The sequence below is a fragment of the Rhabdobacter roseus genome (assembly GCF_014202275.1).
GTDB classification, from domain to species: domain Bacteria; phylum Bacteroidota; class Bacteroidia; order Cytophagales; family Spirosomataceae; genus Rhabdobacter; species Rhabdobacter roseus.
In genome coordinates, this window is record NZ_JACHGF010000002.1 from 956,017 (window position 1) to 975,684 (window position 19,668).

The 19,668-nt window shown below is 57.6% G+C and carries 16 protein-coding genes; 7 read left to right on the forward strand and 9 right to left on the reverse strand.

What is annotated here, in order from left to right; genetic code table 11:
* Nucleotides 1-51: 51 nt before the first annotated feature.
* The 7 genes from HNQ92_RS09145 to kduI form a co-directional block, all read right to left on the reverse strand.
* Complete coding sequence (locus tag HNQ92_RS09145; protein ID WP_184173372.1) at nt 52-1,137, reverse strand: Gfo/Idh/MocA family protein; 1,086 nt, start codon at nt 1,135-1,137, stop codon at nt 52-54.
* 238 nt (nt 1,138-1,375) lie between these two features.
* Nucleotides 1,376-1,561, reverse strand: a complete 186-nt coding sequence (locus HNQ92_RS09150) for a hypothetical protein (protein ID WP_184173374.1) — start codon at nt 1,559-1,561, stop codon at nt 1,376-1,378.
* A gap of 194 nt (nt 1,562-1,755) precedes the next feature.
* A complete protein-coding gene (locus tag HNQ92_RS09155; RefSeq protein ID WP_246439929.1) occupies nt 1,756-3,651 on the reverse strand; it encodes a glycoside hydrolase family 88 protein in 1,896 nt (631 codons plus the stop codon).
* A gap of 107 nt (nt 3,652-3,758) precedes the next feature.
* Complete coding sequence (locus HNQ92_RS09160; protein ID WP_184173376.1) at nt 3,759-6,098, reverse strand: glycosyl hydrolase family 28 protein; 2,340 nt, start codon at nt 6,096-6,098, stop codon at nt 3,759-3,761.
* A gap of 268 nt (nt 6,099-6,366) precedes the next feature.
* Nucleotides 6,367-8,016, reverse strand: coding sequence for a RagB/SusD family nutrient uptake outer membrane protein (locus tag HNQ92_RS09165; RefSeq protein ID WP_184173378.1), 1,650 nt, complete (start codon nt 8,014-8,016; stop codon nt 6,367-6,369).
* A 19-nt stretch (nt 8,017-8,035) separates the two neighbouring features.
* Complete coding sequence (locus HNQ92_RS09170; protein ID WP_184173380.1) at nt 8,036-11,056, reverse strand: SusC/RagA family TonB-linked outer membrane protein; 3,021 nt, start codon at nt 11,054-11,056, stop codon at nt 8,036-8,038.
* 55 nt (nt 11,057-11,111) lie between these two features.
* Complete coding sequence (gene kduI / locus HNQ92_RS09175; RefSeq protein WP_184173382.1) at nt 11,112-11,951, reverse strand: 5-dehydro-4-deoxy-D-glucuronate isomerase; 840 nt, start codon at nt 11,949-11,951, stop codon at nt 11,112-11,114.
* 323 nt (nt 11,952-12,274) lie between these two features.
* Between kduI and HNQ92_RS09180 the strand changes: the two genes are divergently transcribed.
* The 6 genes from HNQ92_RS09180 (at nt 12,275) to nfi (ending at nt 17,121) form a co-directional block, all read left to right on the forward strand.
* Entirely contained in the window at nt 12,275-13,318 is a 1,044-nt protein-coding gene (locus HNQ92_RS09180) for a LacI family DNA-binding transcriptional regulator (protein ID WP_184173384.1), read from the forward strand.
* Nucleotides 13,319-13,434: 116 nt separating this feature from the next.
* Nucleotides 13,435-14,277 (forward strand): sugar phosphate isomerase/epimerase family protein, encoded by an 843-nt coding sequence (locus tag HNQ92_RS09185; protein WP_184173386.1) that lies wholly within the window; start codon nt 13,435-13,437, stop codon nt 14,275-14,277.
* A 103-nt stretch (nt 14,278-14,380) separates the two neighbouring features.
* Complete coding sequence (locus tag HNQ92_RS09190; protein ID WP_184173388.1) at nt 14,381-14,629, forward strand: hypothetical protein; 249 nt, start codon at nt 14,381-14,383, stop codon at nt 14,627-14,629.
* 85 nt (nt 14,630-14,714) lie between these two features.
* Nucleotides 14,715-15,674, forward strand: coding sequence for an MBL fold metallo-hydrolase (locus HNQ92_RS09195; protein WP_184173390.1), 960 nt, complete (start codon nt 14,715-14,717; stop codon nt 15,672-15,674).
* A gap of 67 nt (nt 15,675-15,741) precedes the next feature.
* Complete coding sequence (locus HNQ92_RS09200; RefSeq protein WP_184173392.1) at nt 15,742-16,404, forward strand: endonuclease III domain-containing protein; 663 nt, start codon at nt 15,742-15,744, stop codon at nt 16,402-16,404.
* A gap of 27 nt (nt 16,405-16,431) precedes the next feature.
* Nucleotides 16,432-17,121, forward strand: a complete 690-nt coding sequence (nfi, locus tag HNQ92_RS09205; RefSeq protein ID WP_184173394.1) for a deoxyribonuclease V — start codon at nt 16,432-16,434, stop codon at nt 17,119-17,121.
* A 220-nt stretch (nt 17,122-17,341) separates the two neighbouring features.
* Here the strand turns inward: nfi and HNQ92_RS09210 are convergent, their stop codons facing one another.
* The gene (locus HNQ92_RS09210; RefSeq protein WP_184173396.1) at nt 17,342-17,845 is read right to left on the reverse strand and encodes a DinB family protein; all 504 of its coding nucleotides are present in this window, start codon (nt 17,843-17,845) and stop codon (nt 17,342-17,344) included.
* Between the two features lie 190 nt (nt 17,846-18,035).
* Between HNQ92_RS09210 and HNQ92_RS09215 the strand changes: the two genes are divergently transcribed.
* Entirely contained in the window at nt 18,036-18,260 is a 225-nt protein-coding gene (locus HNQ92_RS09215) for a VF530 family protein (RefSeq protein WP_184173398.1), read from the forward strand.
* Between the two features lie 49 nt (nt 18,261-18,309).
* Here HNQ92_RS09215 and HNQ92_RS09220 read toward each other — a convergent pair whose 3' ends face one another.
* The gene (locus HNQ92_RS09220; protein WP_184173400.1) at nt 18,310-19,536 is read right to left on the reverse strand and encodes a M20/M25/M40 family metallo-hydrolase; all 1,227 of its coding nucleotides are present in this window, start codon (nt 19,534-19,536) and stop codon (nt 18,310-18,312) included.
* Between the last annotated feature and the right edge of the window lie 132 nt (nt 19,537-19,668).

The following is a 19,668-nucleotide window of genomic DNA, read 5'->3' on the forward strand; positions in this document are numbered from 1 at the left end:
TTTCCCGACTCATGCTGAGTCGGGAAAGTAAAAGAGCACTTGAAAAAAGGATTAATCCAAAAGTACCACCTGGCCGGTACGTACGGATTCGTCGCAGGCGAAGGCAATTTGTAGACTGTTGACGGCGTCCTGGAGGTGGTCGGTGAGGTCGAGGTCTTCCTGAATGGCTTTGAGAAAGTACCTTTGCTCGCGGTTGCAGAGCTCCTGGTGGTCGGGCTCGTCGGTAAGGTTGATCCACTCGTCGGGCTTCTCAAACTGATCGTCCTTCGTGAGGTTGGCGTAATGTACCCGCAGCGACTCGGTTTTGGTGTGCGCATCCACGTTGTCGGACTTGCCGGTAGCACCCGCCTCCTTGGCCACGATCGACACGCAGCCCTTGGGACCGATCACGTCCTTCACAAAAAAGGCCGTTTCGCTCATCATGGGGCCCCAACCCGCCTCGTACCAACCCACCGAGCCGTCCTCAAACCGGATCTGCAGCTGGCCGTAGTTGTAGTTATCGGCGGGGATTTCGTCGGTGAGCCGGGCACCGATGGCGCTCACCTGCACGGGCTTGGAGCGGGTCATCTGGCACATGACGTCGATGTAGTGTACGCCGCAGTCGACGATCGGGCTCAGGCTTTTCATGAGGTTGCGGTGGACGGTCCACATGTAGCCGTGGCTCTGCTGGTTCAGGTTCATGCGCATCACCAGGGGTTTGCCCATTTCCTGCGCCAGCTCCACAAAGCGCTCCCACGACGGGTGGTGGCGCAGAATGTACCCCACCACGACTTTTTTACCGGCCCGGCGGGCGGCTTCGGCCACGCGCTTGGCACCTTCGACGGTGTCGGCCAGGGGTTTTTCAATAAATACGTGGCAGCCCTGTTCCAGCGCCATGAGGGCAAACGCCTCGTGGGTGTCGGGGTAGGTCGAGATACAAACGGCGTCGGGCTGGGTAGCGGCCAGGGCTTCGGCGTAGTTCGAAAATAACGGATAACCTCCGCCCAGGCGCTCGTTGAGCACTTCTTTACTCTTACCCGTAGACACGATGCCGCAGATTTCGAAGCCATCGAGCAGCTGGTAGGCCTGGGCGTGCGAAGCACCCATATTGCCACAACCCACCACCAACACGCGTACAGGATTTGGAGGAATTGACATACAGAAAGAATTTGCTAAGTGAATGATCTAATATACGAAGATAGGTACTTTCAGAATGAGCTCAGGTACTACTGCCGCTCGTCCGGATTCCAAAACTAGCGTATACCGCTTTGATCACCCAATTAATTTTAGGGATTCTTCGCCTTGGCTTCGCCAGCAAAAGAAAAGGTTGCCCTCCTGAACGGGGCAACCTTCGCGGGCCGATCTGGCCCAAGGTACTTTCGGGCTGGCAAGGTACCTACGCTTCGCCGTGTGCTTTGGGGTCTTCCTCGTCGTCGGCGCGCTGGAAGTTGCGGCCGGTGGTATCCTGCTGCTCGCCTTCGTCCGGAATTTCTTCGTCGAAATTATCAAACGAGCGATCCGTTTTGTCAAAACCCTGGATGGGTTTCTTTTCTGGCGATTCTTCTTCTTGCTGATTTTTCATGATGATCGCGTTGATGAAAGTGGATTTTTAAATGTCAAAAAAGCCTGTGCACCTTCACCGGGCGCGGCTTTGGTTTTTATTGTACCAAAAGTATTCCAGCGTTTTTTTACCAAAAGGTACTTGGCTGAGCAGGTCGGCGGGTCGTTTTTTTGTAAAAAGCCAATAAGGTACCTCCATACTTTCGCCAAGGTACTTTACCGCGCAGGTACCTGCGCCAGCAGCCAGGCCGACAGCTCCTGCGCCGCCCGGAAATTCTGAAAATGCGGCGGGATTTTCCGTCCGTCGACGTACTCGTTGTACAGCCAGGGGTCGCCTACAGCCAACACGGTACCTTTTCCGTATTTCGCACGGGCCAGGATGACATCGCCCTGGTCGGTCACGAGCGCCTCAGCCGGGGCCGCCAGCGCCAGCGGAGCCAGCTCCTTGATGTAGACGGCGCGCGTCTGCCCAAAAATGAGGGTACCCGCGGGGATGTCGATCCGGCCCTGCTCAAACTGGCTCCCCTGCACCCTATTCCGGTTTTTGTCGGTAAAGCGTATGCCAAAAAGTCCGGCGAGTTGGTTGAACCGCGGGATTTCGCAATTGGCGGTGTCATTGGCCATCAGCACCAGCACGCCGCCCCGCTCCACCCAGGTTCGGATCGCCGCCCGGTGCGTGGCTTCGAGGTAGTTGGGCTGGGCCGTTTCGCGGGGCGTGTCGGGGTCCACGATGATGTACACGTCGGCCCCGGCCAAGGTACCCGCCGTAGGTACCTCGGGCAAGGAGCGCGTTTGCGCACCCAGGTCGCGGAAGATCGTCCCCCACAGCCAGAAGCCCGAGTGCTGCTGGTCGTCCCAGGTATAGTGGTAGGGCTCGGGCTGGCCCGAGGTACCTGGGCGAAACTCGCGGTTGAAGTAGGTATCAAGCAGGACGCTTTTGCCCTCCCCCACTCGGCTCCCGGCGGCGATTTCCATTTCGAGACTGGCAAAAATAAACGCCCCCACGCCTTTGAGATCGTTGGTACGTAGCGGCTCGCTGAGGTAGTACTCGTAGCTACCGTCGCGGTAGGGGCTGCCGCCCAGCCCACCCACGCTGACCGTCTGGTGCAGGCTCAAAGTACCGTCGGTTTCTTCTTTGACAAAGCTCGACAAAACGCCCTCGTAGCCTTTGCGGGCGGCCGCCGCGTAGGTAGCGGGCAGGTACCCCAGGCGGGTACCTTTGGCCAGCGCGTACACAAACATGCAGGACGCCGAGGCCTCGGGGTAGTTGCCCTCGCGCCCGGCCTGATCGAGGATCTGGTACCAAAGCCCCGACGACGCGTCCTGGTACCGCAGCAGCACCGGCGCCAACCGCTGCAGGTACCCAATCAGCGTTTTGCGCTCCGGATGATCGGCCGGAAAGTAGTCCAGCACGTCGACGAGCGCCATGGCGTACCAGCCCACGGCTCGCCCCCAAAACTGCCCCGAGCGGCCCGTCTTCGGGTCGGCCCAGGGTTCCTTACGGCTGGCATCGAAGGCATGGTAAATCAGCCCCGTTTTTTCGTCAACGGCCCGCGCTTCGATCAACGCAAACTGCCGGGCGATGTCCTGAAAATGCTCCGGATGCCCAAACAGCGCGCTGTACTCCGCCGCAAAGGGCTCCGCCATGAAGAGGCCGTCCAGCCACATCTGGTGGGGGTACCTTTGCTTGTGCCAATAGCCGCCTTCGGGGGTGCGGGGTTGCTGCCCCAGCTGCGCCCAGAGCCGGTCGGCGGCTTGGCGGTAGCGTGTGCGGTCGGGCAGGCTTTTCTGGTAGAGCGTAAGCAACGTACGGCCCGAGGCAACGTGGTCCAGGTTGTAATCCGAGCGCTTGTAGGTACGTATATTTCCTTCTTTATCCAGGAAGCGGTCGGTATTTTGGCGAAGGTACTCAAAGTACCTACCGTGGCCGGTGCGCGTCCAGACGCGCTCGATCCCTTTCAGCACGAAGCCCTGCTCGTAGTTCCAGAGGGCCGTTTTTTTGCCGCCTACCACGATCGAGTCGGGGTGCCAGCGCATCACCGACTCCACCATGCGCTCCGACCAGGCCGACTGCGCCTGCACACCGACCGACAACCAGGTGCTTAGGGCCATGCCCAGCCACCAAGGGGGTACTTTACACAAGCTCATGTCTTTCAAAGGTTTAAGAATTGGGTGGAATAATTACAACTACCCCTTATAAAGATAGCTGTGGTTACTTTTTACTCCCTCCCCACGATACTTTGGTCACGCACGTTTTTACCCAACTCGATTCCCTGCTGCACCTGAGACGTATCGGTGCGCAGCAGCTGAATGCCCGCCGAATGCTCTCCGCTTACTTTCAGAAGCAACTTGCGCTGCGGCGCGTACTGAATCTGGTCCAAAACCACCCGGCGGCTATTTTCAAGCTGCATCACCGTGCCGTCCTGGGTGAGCAGGGTTACGTTTTTCAAGCGAATGTCTTCGCCTTCTATGCACACCAATCCTTTTTTGCTCTGAATCACGGCATCTTCGATGGTGATATTCCGGATGGCCATTTCGGGTAGGCCGCGGATCAGAATACCCGTTTCAGCGCCCTGTGCACGGACGTTCCGGATCGTGAAATTCCGAAACTGCGGGGTACCTTCGTCCACGGCCTTGGCCACGGCGGCGGGTGGGGCGTCGGCCTGCCCGTGCAGCGGCACGGGGTCGCGGGCCATGTAGTACATGTCGAACAGGATCGCCTCGCCGGGAATATTGGTCATGTTGATGTCCGATACGTAAATATTTTCAACAATACCGCCGCGCCCGCGGGTGGTTTTGAAGCGCAGGCCCACGTCCGTACCCAGAAAATTGCAGTGGGCTACGTACAGGTTTTTCACCCCGCCCGACATTTCACTACCAATGACAAACCCGCCGTGGCCGTGAAAAACCGTACAGTGCTGCACCACGATGTTTTCGGTAGGTACCCCACGGCGGCGTCCCTCTTCGTCGCGCCCGGACTTGATACAAATGCCGTCGTCGCCCACGTCAAAGGTACAGTGCTCCACCAGCCCGTACCGGCACGACTCGAGGTCCAGGCCGTCGCCGTTCTGGGCGTACCAGGGATTCTTCACCGTCAGGTTTCGGAGCGTAATGTGCTCGCAAAGCAGCGGGTGGAGGTTCCAGGCGGGTGAGTTTTGCAACGTAACCCCTTCCAGCAGCAGCCGTCGGCAACGCGTCAGCTGTACCATGTTGGGCCGCAAAAAGGCCTTGAAGGCTTCGGCTTTTTCGGCGGTATAGCCCGCGGCCACGTTGCCTACGCCCGCGGTGCTGGCCCCCTTCAGGGCCTGCTCGTTGGGGTACCATATCCGCCCGGCGGCATCAAGTACCCCGCCCGAAGCCACGAGCTTCCGCCACTGGGCGTCGGTCAGCTTTTCTTTTTTGACGGGCCGCCACGCCTGCCCGGCCCCGTCGATGATCCCCTCGCCCGTAATGGCCAGGTTCTCCGCGTCCGTAGCACTGATCGGCGGTTGCGCGCGGTAGGCCTCCTGGCCCTCCCAGCTGGTTTTTACGAGGGGAAAATGCTCAAACCGGTCGCTGAATTGAAGCAGCGCGCCCTTCGCTACGTGCAAGTTGACGTTACTCTTCAGCACCAGCGGCCCCGTGAGCCACAAGCCCGCGGGTACCAGCACCGTACCACCGCCTTTTTCGTGGCAAGCCTCGATGGCCCGGTTGATCGCCGCGGTATTGAGCGCCAGGCCGTCGCCGCGGGCACCGTAGGCCTCCACCCGAAAGGTGTCCCGCCGAAACGCCGGGAGCTGCGTAGTGGGTAGTTCGTGCAGGTACTTGCCGGTATGGCCAAAGGGTTTGAGGTACTTGGTCAGCTCCAGGCCTAGCGCTTGCACTTCACCCACCACCAGCTGGGCCATCCGGCTGGCCCCATAGGCCGAAAAATGCGTATCGTCGGTAGTACCTTGGGGGTACTTGGGGTAGTAGCCCCCCTCCAGGTGCAGAAAGAGCGCCTTGGATGCCTCCGCCCCTTCCTGCTCCAGCAGCGTGCGGCTGCGGGCGTGCAGGTCAATGAGGGGTACTTTAAGCTCGCTCGCCACGGCTTTCACCGCGGCTGGATAGTCGCCGTGGGTATCGAAGAATTTCCCCTGCTCGTCGAAGCGGCGGCGCATTACGGGCGTGAGCAGCACCGGGTTTCCGCCCCGCTCGCGTGTCTCGCGCACGAAGCGCGCCAGGTTGCGGGCGTAGTCGGTACGGGGCGCGGCGTAGCGGCTGGTGTCGGCGTCTTTGGCATCATTATGCCCAAACTGAATAAATACCCAGTCGCCGGGCCGGAGCTCGGCCAGTACCTTGGCCCAGCGGCCTTCGGTCAGGAAGCTTTTGGTGCTGCGGCCGTTGACGGCGTGGTTGCGTACTAGTACCTGCTGCTCGTCGAGGTAGTCCGGCAGCCTCATGCCCCAGCCCGTTTCGGGGGCGTCGGTAGGTAGTTTGGGAGCCAGCGTTGAATCGCCGATCAGGAAAATCTGCACTTTCGCGGGTGGTGGCCCAAAGGCCAGGCTCCACACCAGCAGCAGTAAAATGCGCTTTTTCATACAGTACCTTGAAATGAATAATTCTTCTCCTCCATTTTACCCATTGAAGGAAAAGAATCGTAGACAATTGGAAATAAAGCGAACCCCAAACGGGGCTCGCACACAATACCGGTTGATTAATTGAAAATAGCGAATTTTCATACATAAATTCTACGAAGTACCCTCTACCCTGCGCGGGTCACTCTCTGCTGATTAAAAGAAAAGTAACGTCTCCTTAAAAAGGAAGGTTAGCTTACAGGATCTACCCATATTGTAGACAAGGTATCTTTCAATACCCCGGATTTTGGGTAAACGATTCGTTCTGGTTCAGATCCAGGGCGTTTTGCGGAATAGGACGAAGAATTTTCAAAGTACCTCCCGTTCCCTCAAAAGGATTGATGCCGTTGTTGAAGTACTTTTCCCGAATCGGACGGTTGTGCAGCCGCGTGCGCTCCACGAGCTTCCCCGTGCGCTTGAGGTCAAACCAGCGGTGGTACTCACCGGCCAGTTCGCGGGCGCGCTCGTCCAGAATGTAGTCGATCGTCACGTCGGCGGCGGTAATCTGCATCGCCCCGGTACCTGATTTATCCGCTCGGCGTCGTACCACGTTGATCCGCTCGGCGGCGGTGGCGGGCTGGTTTAGCTTCAGGTACGCCTCGGCGGCCACGAGGTAGGTCTCGGCCAGCCGGGCCAGGAATACATCGCGCGAGCTACTTCCCCCGCTGGAAAACAGCGACGTGGGGTCGTCGAACTTCCGGATGGCGGGCGTAGCGTTGTCAAGGCCACCGGGCATGGCTTCCCATTTGGTCGAGTAAGGATGAATGATCGTAGCCGAGCGGCGGACCGGGTCTTGCGCGCGCCAGGCTTCGGGATCTACCCAGCGGGGTGCGTAGAAGTACTTCACGTTTAGGTTGGCGCGGTCGTTGCGCTTGTCGTAGTAGTCGTAGTAGCGCTCGTAGTAGGTCAGCATGAAAGTACCTTCGAATCGCGCATCCTGCTGGGTATATAGGTCAAAGAGGTACATGGTAGGGTTCAGGTTGTACGAGCGGTTGGGGTACCCGTACAGGTTTCCTTCGCCGCCCATGTAGGGCCCAAAGTAGTAGTTCTGGTTGCTGCCGTCGTTCTGAAGGTTATTCATCGAAACCCGGTCGTACTGGATCGAAAACAGGATCTCGTTGTTGCGCTCGTTGCCCGGCCAGAACACCTCCTCAAACGACAGCGTGAGCCCCTGCCCGTTGATGGCGGCGTCGGCCAGGGAGGCGGCCTGCGCAAAATCGTCGTTGGCCGCGAAGGTTTCGTAGCCCCGCGTGAGATGTACCTTGGCCAAGTAGTGCTGCACGGCCCGCTTGTTTACCCGCCCAAACGGCGTACCTGAGGCTTCGGGTACCAGGTTCAGGGCTTCGCGCATTTCGGCGATAACGAAGCTGTACACTTCTTCGGCACTATTCCGGCTAAACGAAAGTACCGGCGAGTCGATGAGCTCATCCACGATGCTAACGCCCCCAAACTGTTGCACCAGCAGGAAGTAGTAGTAGGCCCGCAGAAACTTCATCTCGCCCAGGCGGGCGGGCAGCGTGGCCGTAGACTCCGTGAGGCTGTTGTAATGGATGGCGGCGTTGCACCGCTGAATGGCCCGGTAGGTATCCGAGTAAAAGGTCGTGACGTTGCCGTCGTTGGCGGCCAGGTTGCGGTATTCGCTGATGCCCTCGGGTTGGGCACCCCGCCCCTCCACGTACATGTCGGTACCGGCCATAAATACCCAGGGCGCTTTGTAAATGCCCCGCAGGCTCGAGTAGGCGCTGTTCACCAGGTTCTCGTAGCCGGTGGCGGTGCGGTAGTATTCGTCGGCCAGAATCTCCGACTTATTTACCTCCGTGAGGTAGTCTTTGCAGTTGGTCAGGCTCAGCAGCAGTAGCCCGGCGATCAATATCTTTTTCATAAGTTCTAGTGGCGAATGGTTAGAATTTGACGTTAACCCCAAATTGATACGTCACAAAGCTGACGCCCCCGTTGGCATAGCTGGCGTCGGCCCATTCGGGATCAAAACCGGTGAATTTCGAAAAGACGAAGGGGTTCAGGACGTTGGAGTAGAGGCGCAAGCTGCTGATCCGGACTTTTTCCAACATACCCGTCGGAAAGGTGTAGCCCAGCGTGAGGTTTTTTATCTTCACGAAGCTGGCGTCCTGGTAGGAGCCTACCCCCTCGGTACCCCGCCAAAAATTCCCCATGTTGTTGGGCTGCGGGTACTGGTTGGAGTAGCGGGTCGGCGTCACGTTGTTTTCGGCCATGTACCACTCAACGTTCAGCTTGGCCCGGCCGCGGTCGCCCAGGTGCAGGAATTCTTCGTGGAAAGGACTAAATACCTGCACGCCCTGGCGGGCAAAAAGGGAGGCCGAAAAATCAAAATTCCAGAAAGTCAGGGTGGTGGAAAGCCCGCCGGTCCAGTCGGGGAACGGGTTGCCGATGATTTGCCGGTCGAGGGGCGTGATCTTCCCGTCGTTGTTGATGTCGCGCACCCGCACCTGGCCGGGTAGTTGCCCGAAGGTAGTAGCCAGTTCGCGCTGGTTTTCCTGCCAAATACCATCAAATACGTAGGTGTAGTTGACGCGTACCGGCTGGCCGATAAACCATTTGTTTCCTACGTCGTCGTTTTTATCCACTAAGGAAAGGATCTCGTTGCGGTTGCGGGAGAAGTTGAGCGACGTTTGCCAGGTAAAGTTGGGGGTACTTACGTTGAGGGTTGTCAGGGAAAATTCTACTCCGGCGTTGCGTACTTTACCAATGTTGTCGGCCAGAGAGCCCCAGCCCGTTTCGAGCGGCAGGTTGCGGTTGAGCAGAATGCCGTTCGTCACCTTGTCGTAGTAGTCGATGGTACCCGACACGCGCCCCTTGAAGAGGTCGTAGTCCAGGCCCGCGTTCACCTCGTTGGTTTTTTCCCAGGTCAGGCGGCGGTTCACTACGCCGCTCGGCGCGGTACCGCCCGCAATGGTACCTCCGAAGTCGTACAAGGTATTGGTGTTGGCCCGAATCTGCGTGTCATAGGGCCTCACGCCGGTGTTGTTGCCCGTGACCCCGTAGCTCAGACGCAGTTTGAGGGAATTGACGAAGCGCACGCCCGACATAAACTCCTCTTCGGAAATCCGCCAGGCCAGCGCCGCCGAGGGGAAGGTAGCCCACTTGTGGCCTTCGGCCAGCACGGAAGCGCCGTCCCAGCGGGTCGAGACCGTGAGCAGGTACTTGTCGCGCCAGCCGTAGTTGGCCCGCAGCGCGTACGACATGATGGTCGACTGCTGGAAGTAGCTCGTGGAGCGTTGCTTGTCGGGGGGCGCAGTACCCAGGTTATGGTAGCCGGAGTTGAACGGCAGGTCAATGGCCGACAGCCCGTTGGTTTCGTCGCGGAAGAGGTTCAGCGAGTACAGCCCCATCACGTTAAAGTTGTGCTCTTTGATGCTCTTGTTAAAAGTCACCTGGTTGTCCCAGACGTAGGAAAATGACTCCGTGTTGCTGATGCTGGCCGCCGGAAGGAGGTTGATCCGCCCCTCGGTGTTGGTACCTTGCATCTGTCCGTTTTTCTCGTACTTGAAGCGCGGCGCGAAGGTTGTTTTGAAGCTCAGGCCCTCCACGGGGGCGTACTGCAGAAACACATTTCCGATGGCGTAGTAGGTACGGGTGTCGTTCAGCGAATTTTCCATCTCAAAGAGCGGATTTACCGAGCTCGTCATGTCAATGTAGGGCAAGTCCTTGCCCGGTTGGATGATGAGCTCGCCCGTGGCCGTACCGGTGGGTTTGAGCAGCGGGGGCATCCGGAAGGCATTCAGCATGGCGTTGTTACTACCCATCTCCTGATCTACTACCGAGAGGTTGAAGGTGGTACCGGCGGTCCAGCGCTCGTTGAGGGCGTGGTTGATGCTGGCCTTGAAGTTATAGCGTTTGTACTCTTCGTGTACAATGTTCCCCTTTTCGTGCTGGTACCCCGCCCCAAAGGTGTAGCCCATTTTGTTGCTCATGCCCGAGGCCGTAATCCAGTGGTTGACCTGGGAGCCATTCTGGATAAACAGATCGGGCCAGAAGGTGTAGTCTTTTTCGGCCACGCGGCGGCGCAGCTCATCGCTGTTGGTGTTGTTCCCGATGTTCTGGTTGTACGATTGGTTTTGCAGGAGCGCGGGCGTAATGTAGGCATCCTGCCGGAAGTTCCACCAGGTGTCGCCGTCCATGAAGTCGGGCATCCGGGCGGCCTGGCGCACGCCCACGTAGCCATCGTACGACACCACGGCTTTCTGCTTCACCGAAGAGCCCTGCTTGGTGGTGACGAGCACTACCCCGTACGCCCCCCGCGACCCGTAAATGGCCGTCGATGAAGCGTCTTTCAAGATATCGATGCGCTCGATGTCCTGCGGATTCAGGAAGTCGATCCCGCCGGTGATTACGCCGTCTACTACGTAGAGCGGATTCCCTCCGCTGAGCGACTGCTGCCCGCGGATCTGGATGCGGAAACCCGCGCCGGCCCGGCCCGTGGAGTTAGAAATATCCACCCCGGCTACCTGGCCCTGCACGGCCTCCATGGGATTTAGCGCGCCCCGCTTGGTAATCTGGGCAGGGTCCAGCGTCGCGACCGAGCCCGTCAGGTCCGTTTTCTTCACGGTACCGTAGCCCACTACTACTACTTCTTCCAGGGCCTTGGTGTCGGCTTCCAGGCTTAGGTTCAGGGTACTTTGGGTACCTATTTCCAGCGTTTGGCTCACGTAGCCGACGTAACTCACCACCAGCGTGGTGGCTCCGGCGGGGAGGCTGAGGCTATACGCGCCGCTGGCGTCGGTGGAGGTACCCGTCTGGGTACCTTGTACAATCAGGGAAACTCCCGGCAATGCCTCGCCCGAGGCCGCATCGGTGATGGTTCCCCGCAGGGTTCGGGTTTGCTGCGCGTTTACGGAGGGCAGCATGATCCAGCCCAGTAACAGCATCAGGAAAAGTTTTTTCATAAGGTAAAAGGTCTATTGGGTAGAAAGTGGAATAAATACACAAAATCCTCCGGGCTTAGCGGAGGCTGCTGAGGTCAATCGGGTCTTGGTCGGTATAATCCTGGTTTTCGCCGGCCATGCCCCACACAAAGGAGTAGTGCGAAGTACCACAGCCCGTATGCACCGACCAGGGTGGCGAAATAACCGCCTGGTGGTTGGTAAGCCAGAGGTGGCGGGTTTCGTGGGGCTCGCCCATGAGGTGCAGCACGCGCTGGTGCTCCGGCAGGTCGAAGTAGCAGTACACCTCCATGCGGCGGTCGTGCACGTGGGTGGGCATGGTGTTCCAGACGCTCCCGGCCGACAGCACCGTAACGCCCATCACCAGCTGGCAACTTTGGACGCCCTCCGGGTGAATGTACTTGTAGATGGTGCGTTGGTTGGCAGTGAGCGGGTGCCCGATCGTCATCGGTCCGGCTTCGGCCTGCGTCAGACATACGGTAGGGTACGCCTGGTGGGCGGGGGCCGACAGCAGGTAAAAAAGCGCCGGGTCGCTGGCTGACTCGCTCCGAAACTGCACCCGCCGGGTACCCCGGCCCAGGTACATGCCGCCGAGCTTTTCCAGCCCAAAATCTTCCCCTTCTACCTCCACAATTCCTTTTCCGCCCAGGTTAACTACCCCCATTTCTCGTCTCTCAAGAAAGTAGGGCGTGCGAAGCACCGGTTGGGTTTCTAAATCCAGGGGCGCGGTACCGGGTGCCGCTCCGCCGATCATCATGCGGTCGTAGTGCGAATACACCCATTTAATCTGGTCTTGGGCAAACAGGTCTTCTACGAGAAAATTTTTTCGTAACTCTCCGTTGCTCATCCTGACTACCTCCGTGCGGCCACTCTCTACTCGAACTTGCGTAGTTTCCATGCATACTGTGCTTTTTATAAAGGATCGTGACCTACTCTGCGGCGACTGCCGGGTATTTATTTATCTTTTTCCCAGTTTACTTTACAAAAAGCACTTTGGGGTACCTGCTCACTCAGCTATTAAGTTTAAGAGCCATAATTAGAAATATCAACTATTTTCTTGTGTATTTTTATGCAATCGTTATCGGGAACGTTGCCAAAAAGGAATATTTAAAGACACAGAAGGAATAATTTTAGCAAGTACCTCATTTATTCAGAGAGCAGCTATCAATGAACGGGGAAGAAACACTTCTTACAAAATTGTACTTTAACAATAACATAGCCTTGAAAACCACGACCATCAAAGATATTGCCCGGGCCCTCAACATGTCGACTTCGACGGTTTCGCGGGCGCTGCGCGACAGCTACGAGATCAACCCGGCTACCAAGAAGCTCATTCTGGACTACGCCGAGAAGATGCACTACAGTCCCAACCCCATCGCGCTTAGCCTCAAAGAGAGCCGCAGCAAGTCCATCGGGGTGATCGTACCGGAAATTGCCAATAATTTTTTCTCCCAAACCATCAACGGCATCGAGGCCGTGGCGGCCGAGTACGGCTACCACGTGGTGATTTTCCAAAGCCACGAGTCGTACGAGAAGGAAGTCATTAATACCCAGCACCTGGTGTCGCGCCGGGTGGACGGCCTGCTGGTGTCGCTGTCCAGCCTGACTACCGACACCCGCCACTTCGAGGAGCTGGTCGAGCGTGGCCTACCCGTTGTGTTTTTTGACCGAATCCCCAAAAACATCCGCACCTTCAAAATTATCGCCGACAATTTTCTGGGTAGTTACCAGGCTACCGAGCATTTGCTGGAAATGGGCTGCCGCAAAATCGCCCACGTTACAAGCCCGTCCTGGCTCTCCATTACCAAGGAGCGGCTGGGCGGGTACCAGCAAGCCTTGGAAAAATTTGGGGTACCTTTTCAGGAAAACTATATCAAGTACTGCGAGCACGGTGGCATGGTGACCGACGAAATCGAAACGGCCGTGCAGCAGCTCCTGGACCTACCCGCCCCACCCGACGCCATCTTTACGGCCAGCGACCGCATCACGACCGGCTGCATGTCGTACCTGCGCCGCCAAAAGCTTCGGATTCCGGAGGACATCGCCCTGGTGGGCTTTACCAACATTGCCGTGGCCGACCTCCTGGACCCGCCCCTCACGGCCGTGACCCAGCCCGCCTTCGAGATGGGGCAACTCGCCACCGAGCTGCTGCTTTCGCTGATCCAAAACCCTGAGCAGGAGATCACAAACGAAATTCAGTGCCTCAAAACCACGCTGACGGTGCGGGCTTCGTCGGTGCAGCAGGCTACGTGGCGGCCGTCCTGAAAACGGTCGAGACCGTTTTTTTTCTTTCCTTTGCTCCCCCCAAACCGGCGGGTAGAAAAGCCCGCCCGGCTTCTTATTAGTACAATTTGTTCACTTAATTTTCTTTTGCCTACTCAATGAAAAAAGTACTTACTCCCCTGCTGTTTCTGGGCCTTGTTCTGAGCCAGCACTGGGCCACTGCCCAAAAGAACCCCGAAGAAAAACTGGGCTGGAAACTGGGCGCTCAGTCCTATACATTTCGGCTGTTTCCGTTTGACGAAGCGCTGCGCAAGATTGATAGCTGCGGCCTTAAGTACGTGGAAGCCTACCCCGGCCAGACCATCGGCGGGGGCGTTGAGGGGAAGATGGAGTTTACGATGGACGCCGCCAAACGCCAGGCCGTGAAGAAACTCCTGAAAGACCGCAAGCTGACACTCAGCGCCTTTGGGGTAGTGAGTCCCAAAACCCAGGCCGAATGGGAACAGCTCTTTGAGTTTGCCAAGGACATGGGCATCCCGAACATCAACTCTGAGCCGAGCCCGGAGCAGTTTGCGTACATCATTCCGCTGGCCGAGAAGTACAAGATCAACGTGGCCCTGCACAACCACCCCAAGCCCTCGCGCTACTGGAGCCCCGATACCGTGCTGAAGTACACCGCCAAGAGCAAGTACCTCGGTGCCTGCGCCGACATAGGCCACTGGGTACGTTCGGGTCTTGACCCGGTGGAGTGCCTGAAAAAATTAGAGGGACAGGTACTGGGTATGCACTTCAAAGATGTGAAAAAAGACACCCCCGAAGGCCGCCACCACGACGTGATCTGGGGCAACGGCGACAGCAAGGTAGACGAAGTAATCGCCGAGCTAAAGCGGCAGAAGTTCAAAGGCCCCATCTCGGCCGAGTACGAGTACCACTGGGAAAACAGCGCCCCGGAAGTAGCCGAAAGTGTGAAGTACTTTCGAAAATCGGTTGCGGGTAAATAGCCCCAAAGTACCCTATGGCCTTCGTGGCACCATTTTATAACTTGCTAAAAACAGCGCCTCCTCCACCAGGGCGCTGTTTTTTTACTTTAAAATAGAATACGCCATGAAAATAGGAGAAAAGCTGCTCAAACACCTGAGCAAAAAATACGCCCCTCTGGACCGGATTGCGTTTAGCTTTGAGCGGTACGACGGCGTCATGAAAACCGACGAGGACGGAAACCCAATCCTGCTTTTTCTGGGTCAGGCCACCGCAACGGGCGATATCCGGGGGCATCGCTTCACCCGGGTACTTCGTAAGTCAGCCGAGGGTGGCATTTTGAAGGATCACTGGGATTACAAAGGAAAAGTGTAAGGTACCTAGCATTTCTGCATGGCATACTTTTTTGCGGTTCAGGCAGGTATATTTCAATTTATTCACTTCATCAAAAGGGAAACTCATGGAGCAGACACTGGCATTGAAAAAAGAAGCCTACTTCCAGGTAGCAGAGGGCGTTTGGGGATTAAAAGACATTTTTGTCAACGTGTATATGATCCAAAATCAGCACGACAACCAATGGGTACTGGTGGATGCAGGCCTTAAAACGTCGGTTTCCAAGATAAAAAAAATGGCCCGAAAGCTCTTCGGAGAAGACAGCCGCCCGACGGCTATCGTCCTTACCCACGGGCACTTTGACCACGTAGGAGCGCTAAAAGAGCTGGCTGAGTTTTGGGACGTACCCGTATACGCTCACAAAATGGAAATGCCGTACCTGACGGGCAAGTCGGCCTACCCACCGGCCGACCCCACCGTAGGCGGCGGCATGATGGCCTGGATGGCGGATCTTTACCCCAACAAGCCCCTTAATCTCAAAGACCGGGTGCAGGAAATACCCCAAACCGGCAAAATACCGGGCTTGTCGGGCTGGAAGTGCATCCATACGCCCGGCCACGCACCAGGACACGTGAGCCTGTGGCGGCAAAACGATAAGGTACTTATTGCGGGCGATGCTTTGGTCACTACCAAACAAGAGTCGGCCATTGCCGTGATGTTTCAAACGGAATGCCTTACCGGCCCTCCTACCTACTTTACTTACGACTGGCAGGCGGCGGAGCAGTCGGTGCAAAAGCTGGCCGAACTCAAGCCCGAGATCGTAGCCACGGGCCACGGCCGCCCCATGAGTGGCGAGGCCATGCAGCAAAAGCTGGAAGAGCTTTCGACGCACTTCAAAGAGCTGGCCGTACCTAACCAGGGCCGCTACATCCACCGCCCGGCCATTGTGAATGGCAGCGGAGTGGTATCGGTACCGGCCAAGGAGAAAACGAGCAGTGGCGTACTACCCATGCGGTTGGCTGGCGTAGCGGGGGTAGTGGCCCTGGGGATTTTACTGTATGCGCAACGCAAACGGCTTTGGGCCTAATTCATACCGCTTTAGAGCCGGGAGCTTTTTTTGAAAGGCTCCCGGCTCTGCTTTCAAAGTACCCCTTATGAAACCCGACTTCGACCTCACCGAGGTACTTTCACGCGTCGAAAAAGCCATAAGCCCCTACCCCAAAGCGGCCATGTTTGAGCTGGCCGAGCGTGGCTATACGTCGCTTTTTGAGCAATTGATTTCCTGCATTGTATCCATTCGCACCCTCGACGAAACGACCATTCCGGTTTCGCTGCGGCTGTTTGGCGTAGCCCGTAGCCCGCAGGAGGTACTTCGGCTCTCGCCCGAGCAGCTCACCGAGCTGCTGGAGCCAAGTACCTACCCCGGCCAAAAAGCCTACACCATTTTAGGAATTGCCCAAGCGAGCGTCGAAGACTACGCCGGTACATTACCGCACGATTACGACAAACTCACCGCGCTGAAGGGCGTGGGGCCCAAATGCGCCAACCTGGCTCTGGGCGTGGCTACGGGCCTACCGGCCATCAGCGTGGATGTACACGTACACCGGGTCGTGAACCGCTGGGGCTACGTGCAAACGACCACGCCCGAAAAAACCCTGAAGCAATTGGAAGAGAAAGTACCCCAGGCGCAGTGGATCGAGATCAACCGCCTGCTGATGCCCTTTGGCAAGCATATTTGTACGGGTACTTTGCCGCGCTGCTCCACCTGCCCCGTGCTGGCCTGGTGCGAGCAGGTGGGCGTTACCCGGCACCGATAAAGTACCTCATTTAAAGTACCTCTACGCATGGCTACGCACCATACACTCCATCCCTGGGACATGTCGCCCGCCGAAGCCGTGGCGTTGCAGCAGGAACTGCGGGAGCTGATCCAGATTCAGCCGCTTACCCAACCCGCCACCACCATTGCGGGCTGCGATATTTCTTTTAATAAATTTGAAGAAACGGTTTACGCGGGCATCGTGGTACTGCGGCTGGATACCCTCGAAACCATCGAAGAAGTGGGCGTAGTAAGTACGGCTACTTTTCCGTACGTGCCGGGGCTACTGACGTTTCGGGAAGGCCCGGCCCTGCTGGCGGCTTGGGAGCAGCTCAAAATTGAACCCGACGTGGTGATGTTCGACGGCCACGGCATAGCGCACCCGCGCCGCATGGGTATTGCCGCGCACATGGGGCTGTGGCTCCACCGCCCCACCTTCGGCTGCGGCAAGTCAGTGCTGGCGGGCCGCTTCGAGGAGCCCGCCCCCACGAGGGGTAGTTGGGAGCCTATGATCCACCGTTCCGCAACGGTAGGGGCCGCGCTCCGTACCAAGGATAAAGTCAATCCGGTTTTTATTTCGCCCGGCTACCTCATCGACCTCCCCGGCGCCCTCGACCTCACGCTGCGCTGCCACGGCGGCTACCGTCTGCCCGAGCCCACGCGCCGCGCTCACTTACTCGTCAATGCCCTGCGGCGGGAGCATTTGGCTCCTTCGTAAAAGTGCCCCTATCCCCGGCCCTTTCCCCCGCGGAGAAAGGGAGCTTTGCAGGACATTAAGGTACTTTCAGGAAAAGTACCCTTAACCCACCGCCCCATACCCTCTACCACAAAGTACCCCTCTGCCCCTTTCCAAAGTATCCCTCTGCCCATTGCCCTATGCCCCTTTCCAAAGTACCCCTCTGCCCACTGCCCTATGCCAAAGTACCCCATGCCCTCTGCTATATCACCACCACCTGCACCGTCACCCACAGCTGGCCCACGTGCCGCTGGGAGTGCTCCGCCGCGTGGAATAACAGGCCGATCACCGTGGAGGGTAGTTTGGCCCGGCCCACCTCCCGCGCTTCGGTGAGCGTAGCGGGCGGGGTACTTTCGAGCTGGCGCAGGGCGGTATCTACCTGGGCGCTGAAGCGTTGCACCAGCTCCTCGGGACTTTCGCTACCGACTCCTTCTTCTTTCAAATAAGCCAGTTGGGCCTCGGAAAGTACCTCGCCCCGGGCGTAGGTGAAGATCCGGTCCAGTACCCCCGTGAGGTGCTTGAGGTGAAAACCCACCGACGCCACGCCCGCCGGGCGCTCCCACAGCCGGGCGGCGGGGAAGTGGGCCATGATACGTTCTACTTCCTCCCGCGATTGCAGCAGCGCGTGGGCGGCGGGTTGGAGCAGCGCCGGAATGTTCGGGATCGGCCCGCGCAGCCATACTTCGGGTAAGGTACTTTGAGACATACTTTGTAGGGTAGTTAATTTTTTAAAAAATACAGGTACTTAAGCCACTTACGCTCGTTACGTACTCAAACGCACGTGGAAGTAGGTGGTGGGGGCCTTCATCAAGAATTTGCCAGGTACCTTTACCGCCCGCAAGGTACTTTGTCGCATCTTTGCGTTTTGATAAAACAAACTACCCTTTGCCCCCGTCATGACCCAACCCAACAACCCCCTGCACGGTAAAACGCTGGAATCCATCCTGAACGAACTGCTGGACTACTACGGCTGGGAGCAAATGGGGTACTACGTCAATATCAAGTGCTTTCAGGAAGACCCCAGCGTCAAGTCCAGCCTGAAGTTTCTGCGCAAAACGCCCTGGGCCCGCCAGAAAGTGGAAGAGCTGTACCTGCGGATGCTCCGGCGGCGCGACGGCTAGGTACCTGGAAAGGTACTTTCAAAAGGTACTCTAAAGGTACCTGCCCACCTCAGAAGGTCACGTTCATTACTTTTTTCTCCGCGCCGCGAAGTACCTCCACGTCGGTCGTTTGGCCTTTCTCAAACTCGTTGAGGGCTTTCATGTAATCCTGAATGTCGTTGACGGGGTACTTGCCCATCCGGATCAGCACATCGGCGGCTTTGAGGCCTGCTTTATGCGCCGGACGACCCTCCGTGACGCCGTCGATGCGCAGCCCTTTGCCATTATAGCTGTAGTCGGGCATGACGCCCAGCGTGACTTTAAACGAGCTCTGGGTAGACTGCGCGTGCGGGTTGCCCGCCGTGGTGAAGTTGGGCTCGCCGGTTTCTTTCTGTACCTCGCTAAGTACCCCCAGCAGGAGCTTAAGTACCTTCACCTCGCCTTCGTAGTTCAGCTTGTCGGCGTCGTCGGAGGGTTTGTGGTAGTCGCTGTGGGCACCGGTGAACAGGAACAGCACCGGTACGCCTTTCATGTAAAACGAAGTGTGGTCCGACGGCCCCACGCCCGACGAATCCACGCCGTACTTGATCCCCTGCTGGCTGGCTACGCCGGGGATAATCCGCCCCCACCACGGGCTAGTACCCCAGCCACCGATGGTCAGGCCTTTTTCGTCACCCAGCCGCCCGATCATGTCCATGTTCACCATCAGGGCCACATCGTCCAGCGACACGGTGGGGTTTTCGACAAAGTACTTCGATCCCAGCAGCCCCAGCTCCTCGCCCGAAAAACCAATGAACAGGAAATTGTGCCGCTCCTTAACGCCGTTTTCGTGCAGGTACTTGGCCAGCTCAATGAGCGCCGCCGCGCCCGAAGCGTTGTCGTCGGCCCCGTTGTGGATCACGTTTTTGCTGTTGGGACTCAGCGAGCCCGACTGGTACCCCCGGCCCAGGTGGTCGTAGTGCGCCCCGATGACGATGGTCTTGGCCGCGCCGTTGTCCAGGTACCCCGCCACGTTGCGGGCCGTTACCTGGTGCGGTACGCCCTCAAACGGAATGGTGAGGCCAAAGGGCTGGAAGAAAGTACCCTTGTCGCCCCGGGGTTGCAGGCCCGCCAGCCTGAACTGCTCGGCCAGGTAGTTGGCCGCTTTGATTTCCCCCATCGTGGCCGTCCCGCGCCCTTCCAGCTCGTCGGAAGCCAGGTACTCCACGTGCTTGCGCAAACGAGCGGCGTCCAGTTGCTGCGCCTGGCTTAGGGGTATTGTGCTTGTTATTAGTAGTAAGAAAATTATTTTTTTCATGTCTAACGTATCTACGGATTGATTTTAATATAAAGTAAGAAATCACTGTCAGCAAGAGGATTTTCATTTCTCGACATTCTCATTATCAAACAGTTCGTTCAATTTCTGCTGTAAAATTTTCTTATCCGGAAG

What these genes read in the sequence shown, in the direction of transcription:
- HNQ92_RS09170 (WP_184173380.1), bottom strand. Translation starts at nt 11,056, where the DNA reads ATGAAAAAACTTTTCCTGATGCTGTTACTGGGCTGGATCATGCTGCCC.
- HNQ92_RS09195 (WP_184173390.1), top strand. Translation starts at nt 14,715, where the DNA reads ATGGAGCAGACACTGGCATTGAAAAAAGAAGCCTACTTCCAGGTAGCA.
- HNQ92_RS09165 (WP_184173378.1), bottom strand. Translation starts at nt 8,016, where the DNA reads ATGAAAAAGATATTGATCGCCGGGCTACTGCTGCTGAGCCTGACCAAC.
- HNQ92_RS09220 (WP_184173400.1), bottom strand. Translation starts at nt 19,536, where the DNA reads ATGAAAAAAATAATTTTCTTACTACTAATAACAAGCACAATACCCCTA.
- HNQ92_RS09190 (WP_184173388.1), top strand. Translation starts at nt 14,381, where the DNA reads ATGAAAATAGGAGAAAAGCTGCTCAAACACCTGAGCAAAAAATACGCC.
- HNQ92_RS09155 (WP_246439929.1), bottom strand. Translation starts at nt 3,651, where the DNA reads ATGGCCCTAAGCACCTGGTTGTCGGTCGGTGTGCAGGCGCAGTCGGCC.
- HNQ92_RS09145 (WP_184173372.1), bottom strand. Translation starts at nt 1,137, where the DNA reads ATGTCAATTCCTCCAAATCCTGTACGCGTGTTGGTGGTGGGTTGTGGC.
- HNQ92_RS09160 (WP_184173376.1), bottom strand. Translation starts at nt 6,098, where the DNA reads ATGAAAAAGCGCATTTTACTGCTGCTGGTGTGGAGCCTGGCCTTTGGG.
- nfi (WP_184173394.1), top strand. Translation starts at nt 16,432, where the DNA reads ATGGCTACGCACCATACACTCCATCCCTGGGACATGTCGCCCGCCGAA.
- HNQ92_RS09210 (WP_184173396.1), bottom strand. Translation starts at nt 17,845, where the DNA reads ATGTCTCAAAGTACCTTACCCGAAGTATGGCTGCGCGGGCCGATCCCG.
- HNQ92_RS09200 (WP_184173392.1), top strand. Translation starts at nt 15,742, where the DNA reads ATGAAACCCGACTTCGACCTCACCGAGGTACTTTCACGCGTCGAAAAA.
- HNQ92_RS09150 (WP_184173374.1), bottom strand. Translation starts at nt 1,561, where the DNA reads ATGAAAAATCAGCAAGAAGAAGAATCGCCAGAAAAGAAACCCATCCAG.
- HNQ92_RS09215 (WP_184173398.1), top strand. Translation starts at nt 18,036, where the DNA reads ATGACCCAACCCAACAACCCCCTGCACGGTAAAACGCTGGAATCCATC.
- HNQ92_RS09185 (WP_184173386.1), top strand. Translation starts at nt 13,435, where the DNA reads ATGAAAAAAGTACTTACTCCCCTGCTGTTTCTGGGCCTTGTTCTGAGC.
- kduI (WP_184173382.1), bottom strand. Translation starts at nt 11,951, where the DNA reads ATGGAAACTACGCAAGTTCGAGTAGAGAGTGGCCGCACGGAGGTAGTC.